Source organism: Tessaracoccus luoxuelianae (assembly GCF_054483915.1).
In genome coordinates this window covers 1,563,672-1,577,743 of record NZ_CM137013.1, presented here as the reverse complement: position 1 = coordinate 1,577,743, position 14,072 = coordinate 1,563,672, and the positions used below count along the sequence as shown (strand labels likewise).

Annotated in this window: 10 protein-coding genes and 1 riboswitch; of the genes, 6 read left to right on the top strand and 4 right to left on the bottom strand. The window is 70.8% G+C overall.

All coding sequences use genetic code 11. The annotated features are described in order from the left end of the window. Position 1 precedes the first annotated feature (1 nt). Positions 2 to 424, bottom strand: coding sequence for an RDD family protein (locus ACX1D1_RS06985; protein ID WP_459056425.1), 423 nt, complete (start codon positions 422 to 424; stop codon positions 2 to 4). Positions 425 to 619: 195 nt separating this feature from the next. On the opposite strand from ACX1D1_RS06985, the gene ACX1D1_RS06980 reads away from it, so the two are divergent. From ACX1D1_RS06980 to ACX1D1_RS06955, 6 genes are all read left to right on the top strand, one after another. Further along, positions 620 to 1,969: a dicarboxylate/amino acid:cation symporter gene (locus ACX1D1_RS06980; protein WP_182800103.1), complete on the top strand. Its 1,350-nt coding sequence runs from the start codon at positions 620 to 622 to the stop codon at positions 1,967 to 1,969. A 99-nt stretch (positions 1,970 to 2,068) separates the two neighbouring features. Beyond that, on the top strand, positions 2,069 to 2,788 hold the full coding sequence (locus ACX1D1_RS06975) for an ABC transporter ATP-binding protein (protein ID WP_459056423.1): 720 nt from the start codon (positions 2,069 to 2,071) through the stop codon (positions 2,786 to 2,788). Next, the gene (locus tag ACX1D1_RS06970; protein WP_459056422.1) at positions 2,785 to 3,567 is read left to right on the top strand and encodes an ABC transporter permease; all 783 of its coding nucleotides are present in this window, start codon (positions 2,785 to 2,787) and stop codon (positions 3,565 to 3,567) included. Before ACX1D1_RS06975 ends, ACX1D1_RS06970 begins: the two co-directional genes overlap by 4 nt. Before the next feature lie 117 nt (positions 3,568 to 3,684). Further along, positions 3,685 to 5,106, top strand: coding sequence for a type I glutamate--ammonia ligase (glnA, locus tag ACX1D1_RS06965; protein ID WP_182782435.1), 1,422 nt, complete (start codon positions 3,685 to 3,687; stop codon positions 5,104 to 5,106). Between the two features lie 144 nt (positions 5,107 to 5,250). Further along, complete coding sequence (locus tag ACX1D1_RS06960) at positions 5,251 to 7,395, top strand: MMPL family transporter (protein ID WP_459056421.1); 2,145 nt, start codon at positions 5,251 to 5,253, stop codon at positions 7,393 to 7,395. Between the two features lie 33 nt (positions 7,396 to 7,428). After that, on the top strand, positions 7,429 to 8,394 hold the full coding sequence (locus ACX1D1_RS06955; RefSeq protein ID WP_459056419.1) for an MDR family oxidoreductase: 966 nt from the start codon (positions 7,429 to 7,431) through the stop codon (positions 8,392 to 8,394). A 567-nt stretch (positions 8,395 to 8,961) separates the two neighbouring features. On the opposite strand, the gene ACX1D1_RS06950 is transcribed toward ACX1D1_RS06955, so the two are convergent. The 3 genes from ACX1D1_RS06950 to ACX1D1_RS06940 all read right to left on the bottom strand — a co-directional run bounded on the left by ACX1D1_RS06950 (position 8,962) and on the right by ACX1D1_RS06940 (position 14,015). Continuing rightward, positions 8,962 to 9,993 (bottom strand): ABC transporter substrate-binding protein, encoded by a 1,032-nt coding sequence (locus ACX1D1_RS06950; protein WP_459056418.1) that lies wholly within the window; start codon positions 9,991 to 9,993, stop codon positions 8,962 to 8,964. Beyond that, positions 9,990 to 10,829, bottom strand: coding sequence for an ABC transporter permease (locus ACX1D1_RS06945; RefSeq protein WP_459056417.1), 840 nt, complete (start codon positions 10,827 to 10,829; stop codon positions 9,990 to 9,992). Before ACX1D1_RS06945 ends, ACX1D1_RS06950 begins: the two co-directional genes overlap by 4 nt. Positions 10,830 to 10,914: 85 nt before the next feature. Beyond that, a riboswitch (FMN riboswitch) is annotated at positions 10,915 to 11,046 on the bottom strand. 50 nt (positions 11,047 to 11,096) lie between these two features. Next, entirely contained in the window at positions 11,097 to 14,015 is a 2,919-nt protein-coding gene (locus tag ACX1D1_RS06940) for a bifunctional [glutamine synthetase] adenylyltransferase/[glutamine synthetase]-adenylyl-L-tyrosine phosphorylase (protein WP_459056415.1), read from the bottom strand. Between the last annotated feature and the right edge of the window lie 57 nt (positions 14,016 to 14,072).

Here is a 14,072-nt window from a genome sequence, read left to right as displayed (position 1 = left end):
ATCAGCGGCGGTTGACCACCACGGTGCCCAGCAGCAGGTCCGTGAGCGCCCGGCGCTCGGCCCCCACCACGATCGCAGGCACCACCATGCACTTCATCGCGGTCCGCGCCACCGGGCGCCACCACCCGAGCGGCTGCCCGTCCAGGCGCGTGATCCCGATCCGCGCGATCAGCTGCCCGAACGATCCGCCGGCCAGGGCGGTCAGCACGCTGGCCTCCACGAAGTAGACGGCCAGGATCAGGAACGACTCCCCCTGGTGGCCGGTCATCACATCCATCCCGAAGAGGCCGATCGCCACGATCATGCTCGCCGCCCAGTCCCCGATCATGGCCGCCACCCGCGCCCGCCACGACGCCAGCGACCCTGCGCCGGACTCCGGAAGCCCGAGGGTTGAGCCGGGGTACTCAGCGGGGGTCGTCGTCACGGGCGGCAGCCTAGCAGCGACGCCGGGTCTGCCCTCGGCGAACGAGGTTGGTCCCCACCCGGTGGGCGTGGGAGGGTGAGCCCATGCCTTTGCTCGTCGTCCGCCTGTGGGTGGACCTCTGCCGCGTCCAGGTCGGCAGCTGTCGCTGAACGCGCAGCGCCAACCCGCCACACCCCCAGCAAAGGAATTCCCTTCATGTCAACAGCCACGTCTGAGCGCGCCCTCGAGGCGACGCCGCAGCCACGCAAACCCTTCTACACCAACCTCGGCTTCCAGATCGTCGTCGGCCTCATCGTCGGCCTGGTTCTCGGCCTGATCGCCGTGGCCATCGGCCCCGACGGCGAGGAACGCAACTGGCTGGCCACGCTCCTCTCCGAGGTGGGCAACGCCTACGTCAGCCTGCTCACGCTCCTGGTGGTCCCGCTCGTCGTGACCGCCGTCATCTCCTCCATCTCCCGACTCCGTGAGGTGGCCAACGCCGCACGGCTGGCCGTCCAGACGCTCGTCTGGTTCGCCATCACGGCTTTCGCCAGCGTGGTTGTCGGCATCGCGGTGGGGCTCCTCTCCGCGCCCTGGCTGACCGCCGGCGTCAACGGGGAGGCGGCCGCCGAGCCGAGCCGCGTGGGCTCATGGTCGGCGTTCCTCCTCGGGCTGATCCCCAACAACTTCCTCGGCCTCGGCGTCCGCATCTCCGGCGACCCCGAGGCGGGCTTCACCGCAGCCGCCAACTTCTCGGTCCTCCAGGTCCTCCTGATCTCCATCCTGTTCGGCGTCGCCGCGCTGAAGGTGGGCGACAAGGCCGCCCCGCTGGTCGGGTTCATGGAATCCGCCCTCTCGGTCATCCAGAAGGTCCTCTGGTGGATCATTCGGTTGGCGCCCATCGGCACCGCGGCGCTGATCGGCAAGGCTGTCGCCACCTACGGCTGGACCTCTCTCGCCTCGCTCGGCTCGTTCGTGGTGGCGCTCTACATCGGGCTCATCATCGTGTGGGCGGTGGTCTACCCCGCCATCCTCAAGGCTCACGGCCTGAGCGTGCGCCAGTTCTACCGCAACGTCTGGCCCGCGATCTCCCTGGGCTTCGTGACCCGTTCGTCGATGGGCACCATGCCGGTCACCGAGCAGGTGGTGGAGAGGAACCTGGGCGTCGCGCGCCAGTACGCGAGCTTCGCGGTGCCGCTGGGCGCAACCACCAAGATGGACGGCTGCGCCGCGGTCTTCCCTGCGCTGGCCTCGATCTTCGTGGCCCAGTTCTACGGCATCGACCTGGGCGTCACCCACTACCTGCTGATCGCGTTCGTCGCGGTGCTTGGGTCGTCGGCCACAGCCGGCACCACGGGCGCGACGGTGATGCTCACACTGACGCTGTCCACCCTGGGCCTGCCGCTGGCCGGGGTCGGCCTCCTGCTGGCAGTGGAGCCCATCGTCGACATGGGCCGAACGGCGCTCAACGTCACCGGCCAGGCGCTGGTGGCCGCAGTCGTCGGCAAGCGCGAGGGCATCCTCGATCAGGCGACCTACGACGCCGAACCCCAGTTCAGCGCCTGACCCGCACCTCGCGCCCCGTCCTCCACCCAGGGGCGGGGCGTCGGCGCGTCGTTCCGCCCCGGACGCCGCGGCCGCCGGCGCGGGAGTAGATTCCGGGCCATGGCACATCCCGCCGCGGAGGCCCGCGGCCTCGTCGTCCATCGCGCCAGGAACGAGATCCTGCACGGGCTGGACCTGACCCTTGCCCCCGGCTCGGTCACCGGCCTCTTCGGTCCCTCCGGCTGCGGGAAGACCACCTTGATGCGCGCCATGGTGGGCGTCCAGAAGATCACCTCCGGCACGCTGAACCTGTTGGGGCTGCCTGCCGGTGACCCGCAGCTGCGCCGTCGCGTCTCGTACACCAGCCAGTCGCTGAGCATCTACCGCGACATCTCCGTGCGCGCCAACGTCCTCCTCTTCGCCCGCCTCCACGGCGCCCCCGACGAGGCCGCCGACGACGCGGTCGCCTACGTGGAGCTGTCACACCTGGCCGCCAGGCGCGTCGAGACCCTCTCCGGGGGCGAGGCCAGCCGCGCGTCCCTGGCCTGCGCCCTCGTCGGGAAGCCTGAGGTGCTGATCCTGGACGAGCCCACCGTCGGCCTCGACCCGCTGACGCGGGAATCGCTGTGGGAGCACTTCCGGATGCTCGCCTCCTCCGGGACAACCCTGCTGGTGTCCAGCCACGTCATGGACGAGGCCACCCGCTGCGACTCGGTCCTGCTCATGCGCGAGGGCCACTTCCTCGCCAGCGGGCACATGGACGAACTGATGGCCGCCAGCGGCGCCGCGACCCCCGAGGCCGCGTTCCTGGCCCTGGTCCGGCGCGAGGTCGCGGCGTGAACGGCCCTCGGCACGCGGCCCCGCGCAGCCGCGTGGCACCGTTGGCCACCGTCGCCCGGATCCTGGCCCAACTGCACGCGGACCCGCGCACCATCGGCCTGGTGATGGTGCTGCCCATCGTGTTCATCTCGCTCCTGTACTACGTGATGATCGACCTCCCCACCCCGCCCGGGGCGCCGACGGCGTTCGACACGATCGGGCCGACGATGCTGGCCGTGCTGCCGATGATGCTGATGTTCCTGGTCACCTCCATCGCCATGCTGCGCGAGCGCACCACCGGAACCCTCGAGCGGCTGCTCACGACGCCGCTGAGCCGCTGGAATCTGCTGGCCTCCTACGGGCTGGTGTTCGGCGTGCTCGGCGTGGCCCAGGCCTCGCTGCTGGCCACGTTCGTGCTGGGCGTGTTCGGCGTGGACATCGAGGGTCCCCTCTGGGTGCTGCTGGTGATCACCCTGCTCGACGCCCTCGTCGGGGTGTCCTTCGGGCTGCTGGCCAGCGCCTACGCCCGCACCGAGTTTCAGGCGGTGCAGTTCATGCCGATGTTCATCGGGCCCCAGATCTTCCTGTCCGGGCTCTTCGCCCCCGTCGATCTGATGCCCGACGCGCTGGCGGCGGTCGCACGCATCCTGCCCATGACGTGGGCCGCCGAGGCGGTCCTCGATGTGACCGGCAACGCCGAGGTGGCCTCCAGCACGTGGGTGGGCATCGCGCTGCTGGCCGCTCTGGTGATCGGGATGCTGGTGATCGCCGCGGCGTCGATGCCCCGCCAGACCCGCTGACGGCCCTCAGTTCCGGAAAAGCTGTAACAGCGCTGTTACTCATCGGCAACTGACGGACAAGTTTTTCCCCGTATGGTCTCATTCAAGACATCCCGACACGTGAGGAAAGATCCGCCCATGTTCCAAGGCGCAGACGACCTGCTGGCTTACGTCAAGGAAGAAGGCATCGAGACCATCGACGTCCGCTTCTGCGACATTCCCGGGGTCATGCAGCACTTCACCGTTCCTGCCGGCTCGTTCGGCCCTGAGGTGTTCGAGGAGGGACTCAACTTCGACGGCTCGTCCATCACGGGCTTCCAGAAGATCCACGAATCGGACATGTCGCTGCTGCCGGACCCCACCACCGCCTACGTGGATCCCTTCCGCAAGTCGAAGACCCTCAACGTCAACTTCTTCGTCCACGACCCGCTGACGAAGGAGCCCTACTCCCGCGACCCGCGCAACATCGCGCGGAAGGCGCAGGCGTACCTGGCCTCCACCGGCATCGGTGACACCGCCTTCTTCGCGCCCGAGGCCGAGTTCTACGTGTTCGACGACATCCGCTTCGAGACCACGGCCAACTCGTCGTACTACCACATCGACTCCGAGGCCGGCGCCTGGAACACCGGGCGCCTCGAGGACGGCGGCAACCGCGGCTACAAGGTCAAGTACAAGGGCGGCTACTTCCCCGTGGCGCCCGTCGACCACTTCGGCGACCTCCGCGACGACATCGTCCGCCACATGGAGGCCGCAGGCCTCGAGGTTGAGCGCGCGCACCACGAGGTGGGCACCGCCGGCCAGGCCGAGATCAACTGGCGCTTCGACACGCTGCTGAAGTCTGCCGACGACGTGATGAAGTTCAAGTACCTCGTCAAGAACACCGCGTGGGCCGCCGGCAAGACGGCCACGTTCATGCCGAAGCCCATCTTCGGCGACAACGGCTCCGGCATGCACTGCCACCAGTCCATCTGGAACGAGGGCGTGCCCCTGTTCTACGACGAGAACGGCTATGCCGGGCTCTCGGACATGGCCCGCTACTACATCGGCGGCCTCCTCAAGCACGCCCCCGCGCTGCTCGCCTTCACCAACCCGTCGGTGAACTCCTTCCACCGCCTGGTCCCCGGCTTCGAGGCCCCGGTCAACCTGGTCTACTCGCAGCGCAACCGCTCGGCCTGCATCCGCATCCCGATCACGGGCTCCAACCCGAAGGCCAAGCGCATCGAGTTCCGCTGCCCAGACCCGTCCTCGAACCCGTACCTGGCATTCGCCGCCATGCTGCTGGCCGGCATCGACGGCATCCAGAACCGGATCGAGCCCATGGCCCCGATCGACAAGGACCTCTACGAGCTGCCCCCGGACGAGCACGCCCAGGTGCCGACGGTGCCCGCCTCGCTCGGCGCGGTGCTGGACGCCCTCGAGGCGGATCACGAGTTCCTGCTCGCCGGTGACGTGTTCACCCCGGACCTGATCGAGACGTGGATCGAGCTCAAGCGAGCCGAGATCCAGGCCATCGCGATGCGCCCGCACCCGCACGAGTTCGAGCTGTACTACGCGCTCTGATCCGTAGCCCCTTGAGAGTGGCCCCCGTCCTGCACCGCAGGGTCGGGGGCCATTCTCGTTGCGGGGGCGGCCGCCCGCGACATCAACCGTTCGGCCGACCCCGCGACACTCCACTCCCCCGCCACGCCACCCTAGGCTGAGCGCGTGTCCAAGACCCGTCTCGCGCGCATCGCGATCCCCGTTGCCCTCATCCTGATCTGGCTCGTCGGCGCCGCTGTGGGCGGCCCCTACTTCGGCCGCATCGAGGAGGTGGCCACCAACGACCAGTCGACGTTCCTCCCCACCAGCGCCGAGGCCACGGTCGTCAGCGAGCGCTACCTGGACTTCGTGGACAGCTCCACCATCCCCGCCATCGTCCTGTTCACCTCCGACGAGGCCCTGACGCCAGAGACGCTCACCGAGCTGGGCGAGCGAGCCGCGGCGCTGGCCGACGTCGAGGGGGTGGAGGAGGTCTCCCCCCTCATCCCGTCCGAGGACGGCAAGGCCGCGCAGGTCTTCGCCGGCGTGGACTCCGACGGCGAGATCGCCGAGGTCGTCACGCTCCTCCGCGAGGACTTCGCCGAGGGGCTCCCCGACGGCGTCACCCCCTACGTCACAGGCCCCGCGGGGTTCACCGCGGACATCACCGAGGCCTTCAGCGGCATCGACGGGCTGCTGCTGGTCGTCGCCCTTGCCGTGGTGCTGGTGATCCTGCTGGTGGTCTACCGCTCGCTCATCCTGCCGTTCGCGGTGCTGCTCACGAGCATCTCCGCCCTCGCCGTCGCGCTGCTGGTCAACTGGTGGCTGGCCAAGGCGGGCATCGTCACCCTGACCGGACAGACGCAGGGCATCCTGTTCATCCTCGTCATCGGCGCGGCCACCGACTACTCGCTGCTCTACACCGCGCGCTACGCCGAGGAGCTGAAGCGGCGCGCGTCGAAGGCCGATGCCACCCGGGCCGCGCTCAAGGGGGTCATCGAGCCGGTGCTGGCCTCCGGCGGCACGGTCATCGCCGGCCTCATGTGCCTGCTGCTGAGCGATCTGGGCTCCAGCCGCTCGCTCGGCCCCGTCGCGGCCATCGGCATCGTGTTCGCGATGCTGGGTGCGCTCACGCTTCTGCCGAGCATGTTGTTCCTCATGGGCCGCGCGTCCTACTGGCCACGCCGCCCCCGCTTCGACCCCAACCGCGGCGACGACACCCAGATGACCACGGGCATCTACGCGAAGGCGGCAGGGCTGGTGTCGCGGCGTCCCCGGACCGTGTGGATCGCGTGCGCGATCGCGCTGGCAGCCGGCGCCTCGTTCGTGCCCACGCTCAAGGCCGACGGCGTCCCCCCGAGCGAGTTCGTGCTCGGAGCCTCCGAGGCCCGCGACGGCCAGGTCGCGCTCGCCGAGCACTTCCCCGCCGGCTCGGGCAGCCCCGCCCGCGTCCTGACCGACGAATCCCGGCTCCAGGAGGTGACCGACCTGCTTCTGGCCAACGACGGCGTGGACTCGGTCTCCGTGATCGCCGCCGACTCGCCCGCCGGCACCGCGCCAGTGACCGCCGACGGCATCCAGCCGCTGGGCCCGCCCGGAACCCCGGCCCCGGCACCGTCCGTCAGCGACGGTCAGGTCCTGCTGTTGGCCACCCTGACGGACGCGGCCGACAGCGACGCCGCGTCGGACACGGTTCGCGCCCTCCGGACGGACCTCGACGGCGCCGCCCAGATCGGCGGCGAGACGGCCACCAACATCGACACCCGCGACACCTCCATCCGCGACCGCAACGTCATCATCCCGCTGGTGCTGGTGGTGATCCTGCTGATCCTCATCCTGCTGCTGCGCAGCATCCTGGCGCCGGTGGTGCTGATCCTCACCACGGTGCTGTCCTTCGGCACCGCGCTGGGCACCGCGGCGCTGGTGTTCAACCATGTCCTGGACCTGCCGGGTGCCGACCCGTCGGTGCCGCTGTACGGGTTCGTGTTCCTGGTGGCGCTGGGGATCGACTACAACATCTTCCTCATGACCAGGGTCCGCGAGGAGTCGATGATCCACGGCACCCGCGAAGGCATCAAGCGGGGCCTGGCCGTCACCGGTGGCGTGATCACCTCGGCGGGCCTTGTGCTGGCCGCCACCTTCGCCGCCCTCGCCGTCCTGCCCATCCTGTTCCTCATCCAGCTCGCGTTCATCGTCGCGTTCGGCGTCCTCATCGACACCTTCCTCGTCCGGACCCTGCTGGTGCCGGCGCTTGCCTATGACATCGGCCCCGCCGTCTGGTGGCCGGCGAAGCTGAAGGCGGACCAGGCGGCGCACGCCAAGCTCGACTGACCGCTGTCCGCGCAGACCAGTAGGGTGATGGCCATGCGTGGAATCGTGGTGCGGGACGACGGCGTGGCTCTGGAAGAGGGCATCGAGGAGCTGCTGGGCGACGAGGGGGTCCTCGTCGAGGTGGTGTATTCGGACCTCAACTACAAGGACGCCCTGGCCGTCACCGGGCGGCCTGGCGTGGTGCGCCAGCGGCCGCTGATCGCCGGTGTGGACATGGTGGGCCGCGTCGTCGAATCGCCCGACGACCGCTGGGCCCCGGGAGAGTGGCTGATCCTCAACGGCGCGGGCCTGTCCGAGACCAGGCACGGAGGGTACGCCACCTTGGCCAGGGCGGACGCCGAGCTCGCGGTCCGCGTGCCGGACGGCCTCACCCCGGAGCGCGCCGCGGCCCTCGGCACCGCCGGCTACACGGCGGCGATGGCGGTGCTGCGGCTGGTGATGGAGGGTGCCTCACCCTCCGACGGGCCGGTGCTCGTGACGGGCGCAACGGGGGGCGTGGGGTCGATCGCGACGATGCTGCTGGCGTCGGCCGGCTTCGATGTCGCGGCGTCGACGGGGCGCCCCGACGAGTTCGGCGGCTACCTCCGGGAGCTGGGCGCGGACACGATCGTGGCCAGGGACGAGCTCGCCACGCCGGGGCGGCCGCTCCAGAAGGCCACCTACGTGGGCGTGATCGACTCGGTGGGTGGCCAGATCCTGGCCAACGCCATCGCGCAGACTCAGCCGCACGGCGTGGTCGCGGCCTGCGGGTTGGCGGGCTCCTCCGAGCTGCCGGCCACCGTGCTGCCGTTCATCCTCCGCGGAGTGACGCTGGCGGGGATCGACTCTGTGTGGGCAGACGTGGAGGACCGCGCCGACGCCTGGCGTGTGTTGTCGCGGGGGGTCGACACGGCCCTGCTGGACGCCATGACCACCAGGATCGGGCTCGACGGTGTGATCGCGGCCGGCGAGGACCTGCTCGCCGGCCGCCGTCACGGCCGCACCCTAGTCGAGATCTGACCATCGTTCCCTGAGGAGTCGACCCGCCGCAGGCGCGGGCGACGTCTCGTGCCCCGTTCCCTGAGGAGTCGACCCGCCGCAGGCGCGGGCGACGTCTCGAAGGGTCGATTCGCAAGCTGACAACCAGACTCGCTCAAAGGTCGCGACACGACCCTTCGAGACGGCCGACGGTCGCTCCGCGACGCCGACCTCCTCAGGGACCGATTGCGACGGCCGACGGTCGCTCCGCGACGCCGACCCCCTCAGGGACCGAGATTGTCAGACAGCTGGGGGCCCTACAAGGGAGGGTGACGGCAGGGCGGCACGGCGCAGTGATGCCCAACCCGACGATCGCCGAACTGGCGTCCCGCCCAGGCAGACCCGAACCAGGGCCGCCCTGTCGGCACGCGCCCGAAGGTGACAACGCCACATGGTGAGCAGCGCGCGGAGCCGGGAGACGCTGCCCGGGCAGCCCTCAACCACCCAGCCCCAGCGCGACAGGCAGCTGCCGATGCGGGCCAACCACCAGGGGCTGCCCGGGCAGCGGCTCTCGGCTCCGCGCACCGTCGACACATCCCCGGCCAGGGGTCAGACCAGGTCGCCGAGGTCCACGTACGGATTCGCCGGGGCCTGCTCGATCACGCCCACCTCGACGAGGAACTCCGCCATCCGGCCGAACGCCGCGACATCCAGCGACACGTCCACCTCCCCGTCCCTGGTCCACAGCCCCGTCGTGGCCTCCAACACCCGGGCCGCCGACTCCCGCTGGGCGGGGTCCGCCAGGGCGGGCACCTGCTCGGCAGTGGCATCCAGCGCCGCCTCCGGGTCCGCGATGACCGCCTCCTGCGCCTCGCGCATCCCCGCCGCGACCGCCGCGAGCACGTCGTCGGGCACCTCGGTGCCGACGGTGACCAGGCTCGGCCCCACCAGCCGCGGCGACGCCGGGTCCGAGATCGGGATCGAGATGACGGGCTCGCCCTGGGCCTGCAGCTGCACCAGTTCGTTGTTGCGGAATCCCATGATGAAGTCCACCTGGCGGGCGGCCAACGCGCTGAGCTGCGTGTAGCCGATGTCCATCAGCTTGACGTCGGCCTCGGTGAGGCCGGCTTCGTGCATGGCGGCCAGAGCAGCGTAGTAGCTGGAGCCGAAGTGGCCGGGGATGCCGAGGCTGCGGCCGGCGAGCACGGTCAGCCCGTCGTCGGCCGACAGCCCCAGCCCGGCGCCTCCCATCACCTCAAGCGGGTAGGTCTGGTAGCTGGTGGCGAACGTGCGCAGGTCCTGCCCGTTCGCGGCCGCCACCATCGCCTCGTCGGCGGAGGCGAACACGACGTGCTCCTCGCGGGCCAGGACGGCGCCGAACACGTCCTCCTGCTGCCCGTGGTGACGCAGCGTCACGTCCAACCCGTGCTTGGCGAAGATGCCCTGCGCCACACCCAGGTAGAAGGCGCTGAACTGCACGTTGGGAATGTAGGTGAGGCCCACGGTGAGCGTGCCGTTGGCGAGCATGCTGCCGCTTGCGGTAGGTGTGGGGGTGGCTTCGGGCTGGGAGGAGCAGGCGGCGAGGCCGGCTGCGCCGGCCACGGCGAGGCCGCTCAGGAAGAGGGAACGTCGGGTGATCATGTGGTTTCTCCTTGGAGTCTTGCGACCGCGGCGCGTTCAGCGACGAGGACGAGGCCGTGCAGGGTCAGTGAGGTGAGGCTGATCCAGGCGACGACGGCGAACAGGCCCGCTGTATCCGCCGCCTCCCGGGTGAGGGTGAGGAGCGTGCCCAGTCCGGCTCCGCCCATGACGAGCTCGCCGACGACGGCGCCGGTCATGGTGAGGACCACGCCGCCGCGGACGCCGGCGAGGATGGCGGGGGCCGCCATCGGTCCCTCGACGTGCATCAGCCGCTGCCTGGCGCTGGCGCCGTCGAGGAGCGCGTTCTCGACCACCCGCATGTCGAGGGATCGGAGTCCCACCACCGTGGTGGTGATCATCGGGAAGAACGCGATGATGGCGCACAGCACCGCGATGGGCACGGTGCCGTAGCCGATCCACAGCACCAGCAGCGGCGCGATGGCCACGAGCGGAATGGTCTGCGAGATGGCGACGAACGGCTCGACGACGGCGGCCAGGAGCCGCGAGTGGGTGATCACCACGCCGAGCGGGATCGCCACGGCGATGGCCATGAACGCGCCGAGCAGGGCGGCTCCCAGGGTGGGGGCGAGGTAGCGCCAGGCCACGCCGGTGGTTGCCTGGGTCACCATCCGCGCCACCACGTCGACGGGGTTGGGCAGGTAGAGGGGGGCGACGAGGCCGGTGGCGGTGACAGCCCACCACAGCAGGCCCACCAGCGCGAAGGAAGCGAGCGTCGTCCGCCGCCGCCCCGCTGCGGGCCGGGTGCGGGCGGGGTAGGCGGACCACACGCCGAGATGCGCGAGGGTGCGCGCCCGTCGCCGCTCCTGGATGGTCATCGTCCCGGTCCTTCGTCTCAGGTCCCGGGGTACGCGCAGGCACGACGGCTGAATGCGCGCACGAAAGTGCGCACGCCGTCGCGCACGCGTGCTCCTCCCATCCAGACTCTACTGTCGGTCTCGGAATTTCACCGAGTCAACCCTTCGGCCCTGATGGGCCTCGGGGGTCGCGGACTATCACCGCCGGTTCGGACTTACACCGACCCCGGAACACGTTTGCACAGATGGTAGCACCGGAGAACCGGCACACCGCCGCCGGTCTCGGGCTCAGCTCTCCCAGAAGACGGCGTCCACCACGTCCGAGGCGCGGCGTAGCAGCCGGCGGGTGTCGTCGACCAGCTGAGAGGCCGCCCTGGGGCCGTAGCCCAGGAGGACCGAGACGGCGGCCAGCTCGCGCACGTCTGCGGGCAGTGCGTCGCTGGCGCGGCCGCGCACAAGCATCACCGCGTCCCGCAGCCGGCTCGCCCTCACCCACGCCTGCTCCAGGCGCTCGGCCTGAGGCTGCTCCAGCAGCTCCAACCGGGCCAGGAGGCGCAGCGCGCCGAGGGTGGAGGTGGTGCGGAGCCCCGGGTGGGCGTACGCGTGCTGTAGCTGGAGCAGCTGAATGGTCCACTCCACGTCCGAGAGGCCACCGGGGCCGAGCTTGAGGTGCCGCTCCCGCGGCACCCCCTTGGGGATGCGTTCGGTCTCCATCCGGGACTTCAGCTTGCGGATGTCGGTGACCTGCTCGGGCCGGAGCCCACCGACGGGATACCGGAAGCCGTCCAGCGCGGACAGCACCTGCTCGGCGAGGGCGCGGTCTCCGGCACCGGGCCGGGCGCGCAGCAGCATCTGCGCCTCCCAGGTCGAGGCCCATTTGGCGTAGTAGGCGGCATACGACGACACGGTTCTCACCTGCGGTCCGCCCTTGCCCTCGGGTCTGAGGTCCGTGTCGACGACCAGCCCCGGGTCGGGCCCCGGCTTGCCGATGATGTCGGAGGCGAGGCGGACCAGCTCGGTGGCGCGGGTGAGGTCCTCCCCCTCGACGCCGTCGGGAACCACAAAGATGCAGTCGGCGTCCGAGGAGTAGGACATCTCGCTTCCGCCCCACCGGCCCACCGCGATGACCCCCACCTCGGGGGCTTCGATGCGCCGCCGGGCCAGCACGAGCCCCGCGTCGATGGTGGCCGACGCCAGGTCGCTCAGCGCCACCCCCACCGTCTCCAGGTCGGCGTCGCCCAACACATCGCTGAGGGCGATCCTGCACAGCTCCGCGCGGCGCAGCGCCCGGACGGAGGCGATGGCCTTGTCGAGGTCCTCCTGCCGGCTGGCGGCCCGCGTCATGGCCTCGGTCAGTTCCTCGATGGCGCGCAGGCGCAGCTCGTCGTTGCCGGCCAGCATGTGGATGTGGTGGGGGGCGCGCTTGAGCAGGTTGACCACGTACCGGCTCGAGGACGCGATGCGCGCCAGCCGGTGCGCCATGAAACCCTCGTCGCGCAGCGTCCGCAGGTACCAGGACGTGGTGCCCAGCGCCTCCGACAGCTGCCTGAACGATAGCAGCCCGAAGTCCGGGTTGGGGCCCTCGGCGAACCACTCAAGCATCGCGGGCATCAGCTGCCGCTGGATCTCGGCGCCGCGGTCGGTGCCCCGGGTGAGCGCCTGGATGTGGCCGAGCGCGGCCCGCGGGTCGGCGAATCCCAGCGCCCGCATTCGCGTCATGGCCGCGTCGGGGGTCAGCTTGAGGCCGTCGGTGGGGAGGTGGCTGACGGCATCGAGCAGCGGGGAGAAGAAGATCCGCTGCTGGAGGCGCCGGACGCGGCGCGTGGACTCGCGCCACTGCCTGGTCAGCTCGTCTGCGGTGAGTCCCAGGGAGCGGGCGACGTGCCGCAGCGCCAGCTCCTCGTCGGGCACCAGGTGCGTGCGCCTGAGCCGCCTCAGCTGGACGCGGTGCTCGAGCACGCGTTGGAAGCGGTAGGCGTCTGCCATCTCCGCGCCGTCGGTGCGGCCGATGTAGCCGCTGCCCACCAGCGCCTTGAGCCCGGTGAAGGTGCCGCGGACGCGGAGCCGCTCGTCGGCCCGGCCGTGGACCAGTTGGAGCAGCTGCACGGAGAACTCGGTGTCGCGGAGGCCGCCGGAGCCCAGCTTGATCTCCTTGTCGGCCTGCTTGGCTGGGATCAGGGAGATCACCCGCTCGCGCATGCTGCGCACCTCGGCGAGGAACTCCGGCCGCTCCCCTGCCTGCCACACCATGGGCCACACCATGTCCACGAAGCCCTGGCCGAGCTCGAGGTCCCCGGCCGCGGGGCGCGCCTTGAGCATGGCCTGGAACTCCCAGTTCTTGGCCCACTTCTCGTAGTAGGTCCGGCAGCTGGCCAGGGTGCGCACCAGCGGACCGGCCTTCCCCTCGGGCCGGAGCGCGGCGTCGACCTGCCAGATGGTGCCCTCGGCGGTGTGCGCCGAGCAGAGCCGCGCCTGCGCGGCCGCCAGCTTGGTGGCCGCGGCCATCGCCTCCTCGACGGTGGCCCCCTCCGCGGGCTCGGCCACATAGAGCACGTCGACGTCGGAGATGTAGTTGAGCTCCTGCGCGCCGGTCTTCCCGAGCGCGATGACCGCCAGGCGCGCGGAGCGCCAGCCGGGCACCTCGGCCCGGGCGTGCGCCAGCGACATCTCCAGCACGGCGTCGGCCACATGGGCGAGCTCGCGGGCCACGTCGTCGGCGACGGCGATCGGGTCCGGGGCGGTGAGGTCGCGGGCCGCGATCTCGATCAGCGCCACCCGGTCCGCGAGGCGCAGGGAGTCCGGGTTGCCCTGGGCGACGCCGTCGACCAGTCCGACGCGTCCGGCGAAGAAGGCGTGCCACCCCTCGCGTCCGCGTGCGCGGGGCTCCTCCCGGAGCGCCTCCGCCTCCTCCGGGTGACGCACCAGGGTCTGGGCCAGCACGGAGGATCCGCCGAGCACGGCCACGACCCGCCGGAGCCAGCCGTCGTCAGCGACCATCCGGGCGAAGAGCTCCGGGGCGGATTCTGAGATGCGCTCCAGGGCGTCGAGCGCGAGGTCGCGGTCCGCCACCGGCTCGAAGACGGCGAGGTCGACGGGCGGGTCGCCTTGCACCCGCTCCCGCCAGCGGTCCCAGACGCGGGCGCTCGCCGTGGCGGAGTCGAACCCGCGTCGGGCGAACTCGCCGATCTGCGACTGGTACCTGGTCACCGGCTCAGACTATCGACGCCGGCCCGGCCCCGCGGGTCCCACGGCGCGCCGCCACTA

Excerpts from the sequence above, each read along its gene's own strand:
- ACX1D1_RS06980 (WP_182800103.1), top strand. The coding sequence starts at position 620 with ATGTCAACAGCCACGTCTGAGCGCGCCCTCGAGGCGACGCCGCAGCCA.
- ACX1D1_RS06975 (WP_459056423.1), top strand. The coding sequence starts at position 2,069 with ATGGCACATCCCGCCGCGGAGGCCCGCGGCCTCGTCGTCCATCGCGCC.
- glnA (WP_182782435.1), top strand. The coding sequence starts at position 3,685 with ATGTTCCAAGGCGCAGACGACCTGCTGGCTTACGTCAAGGAAGAAGGC.
- ACX1D1_RS06955 (WP_459056419.1), top strand. The coding sequence starts at position 7,429 with ATGCGTGGAATCGTGGTGCGGGACGACGGCGTGGCTCTGGAAGAGGGC.
- ACX1D1_RS06950 (WP_459056418.1), bottom strand. The coding sequence starts at position 9,993 with ATGATCACCCGACGTTCCCTCTTCCTGAGCGGCCTCGCCGTGGCCGGC.
- ACX1D1_RS06945 (WP_459056417.1), bottom strand. The coding sequence starts at position 10,829 with ATGACCATCCAGGAGCGGCGACGGGCGCGCACCCTCGCGCATCTCGGC.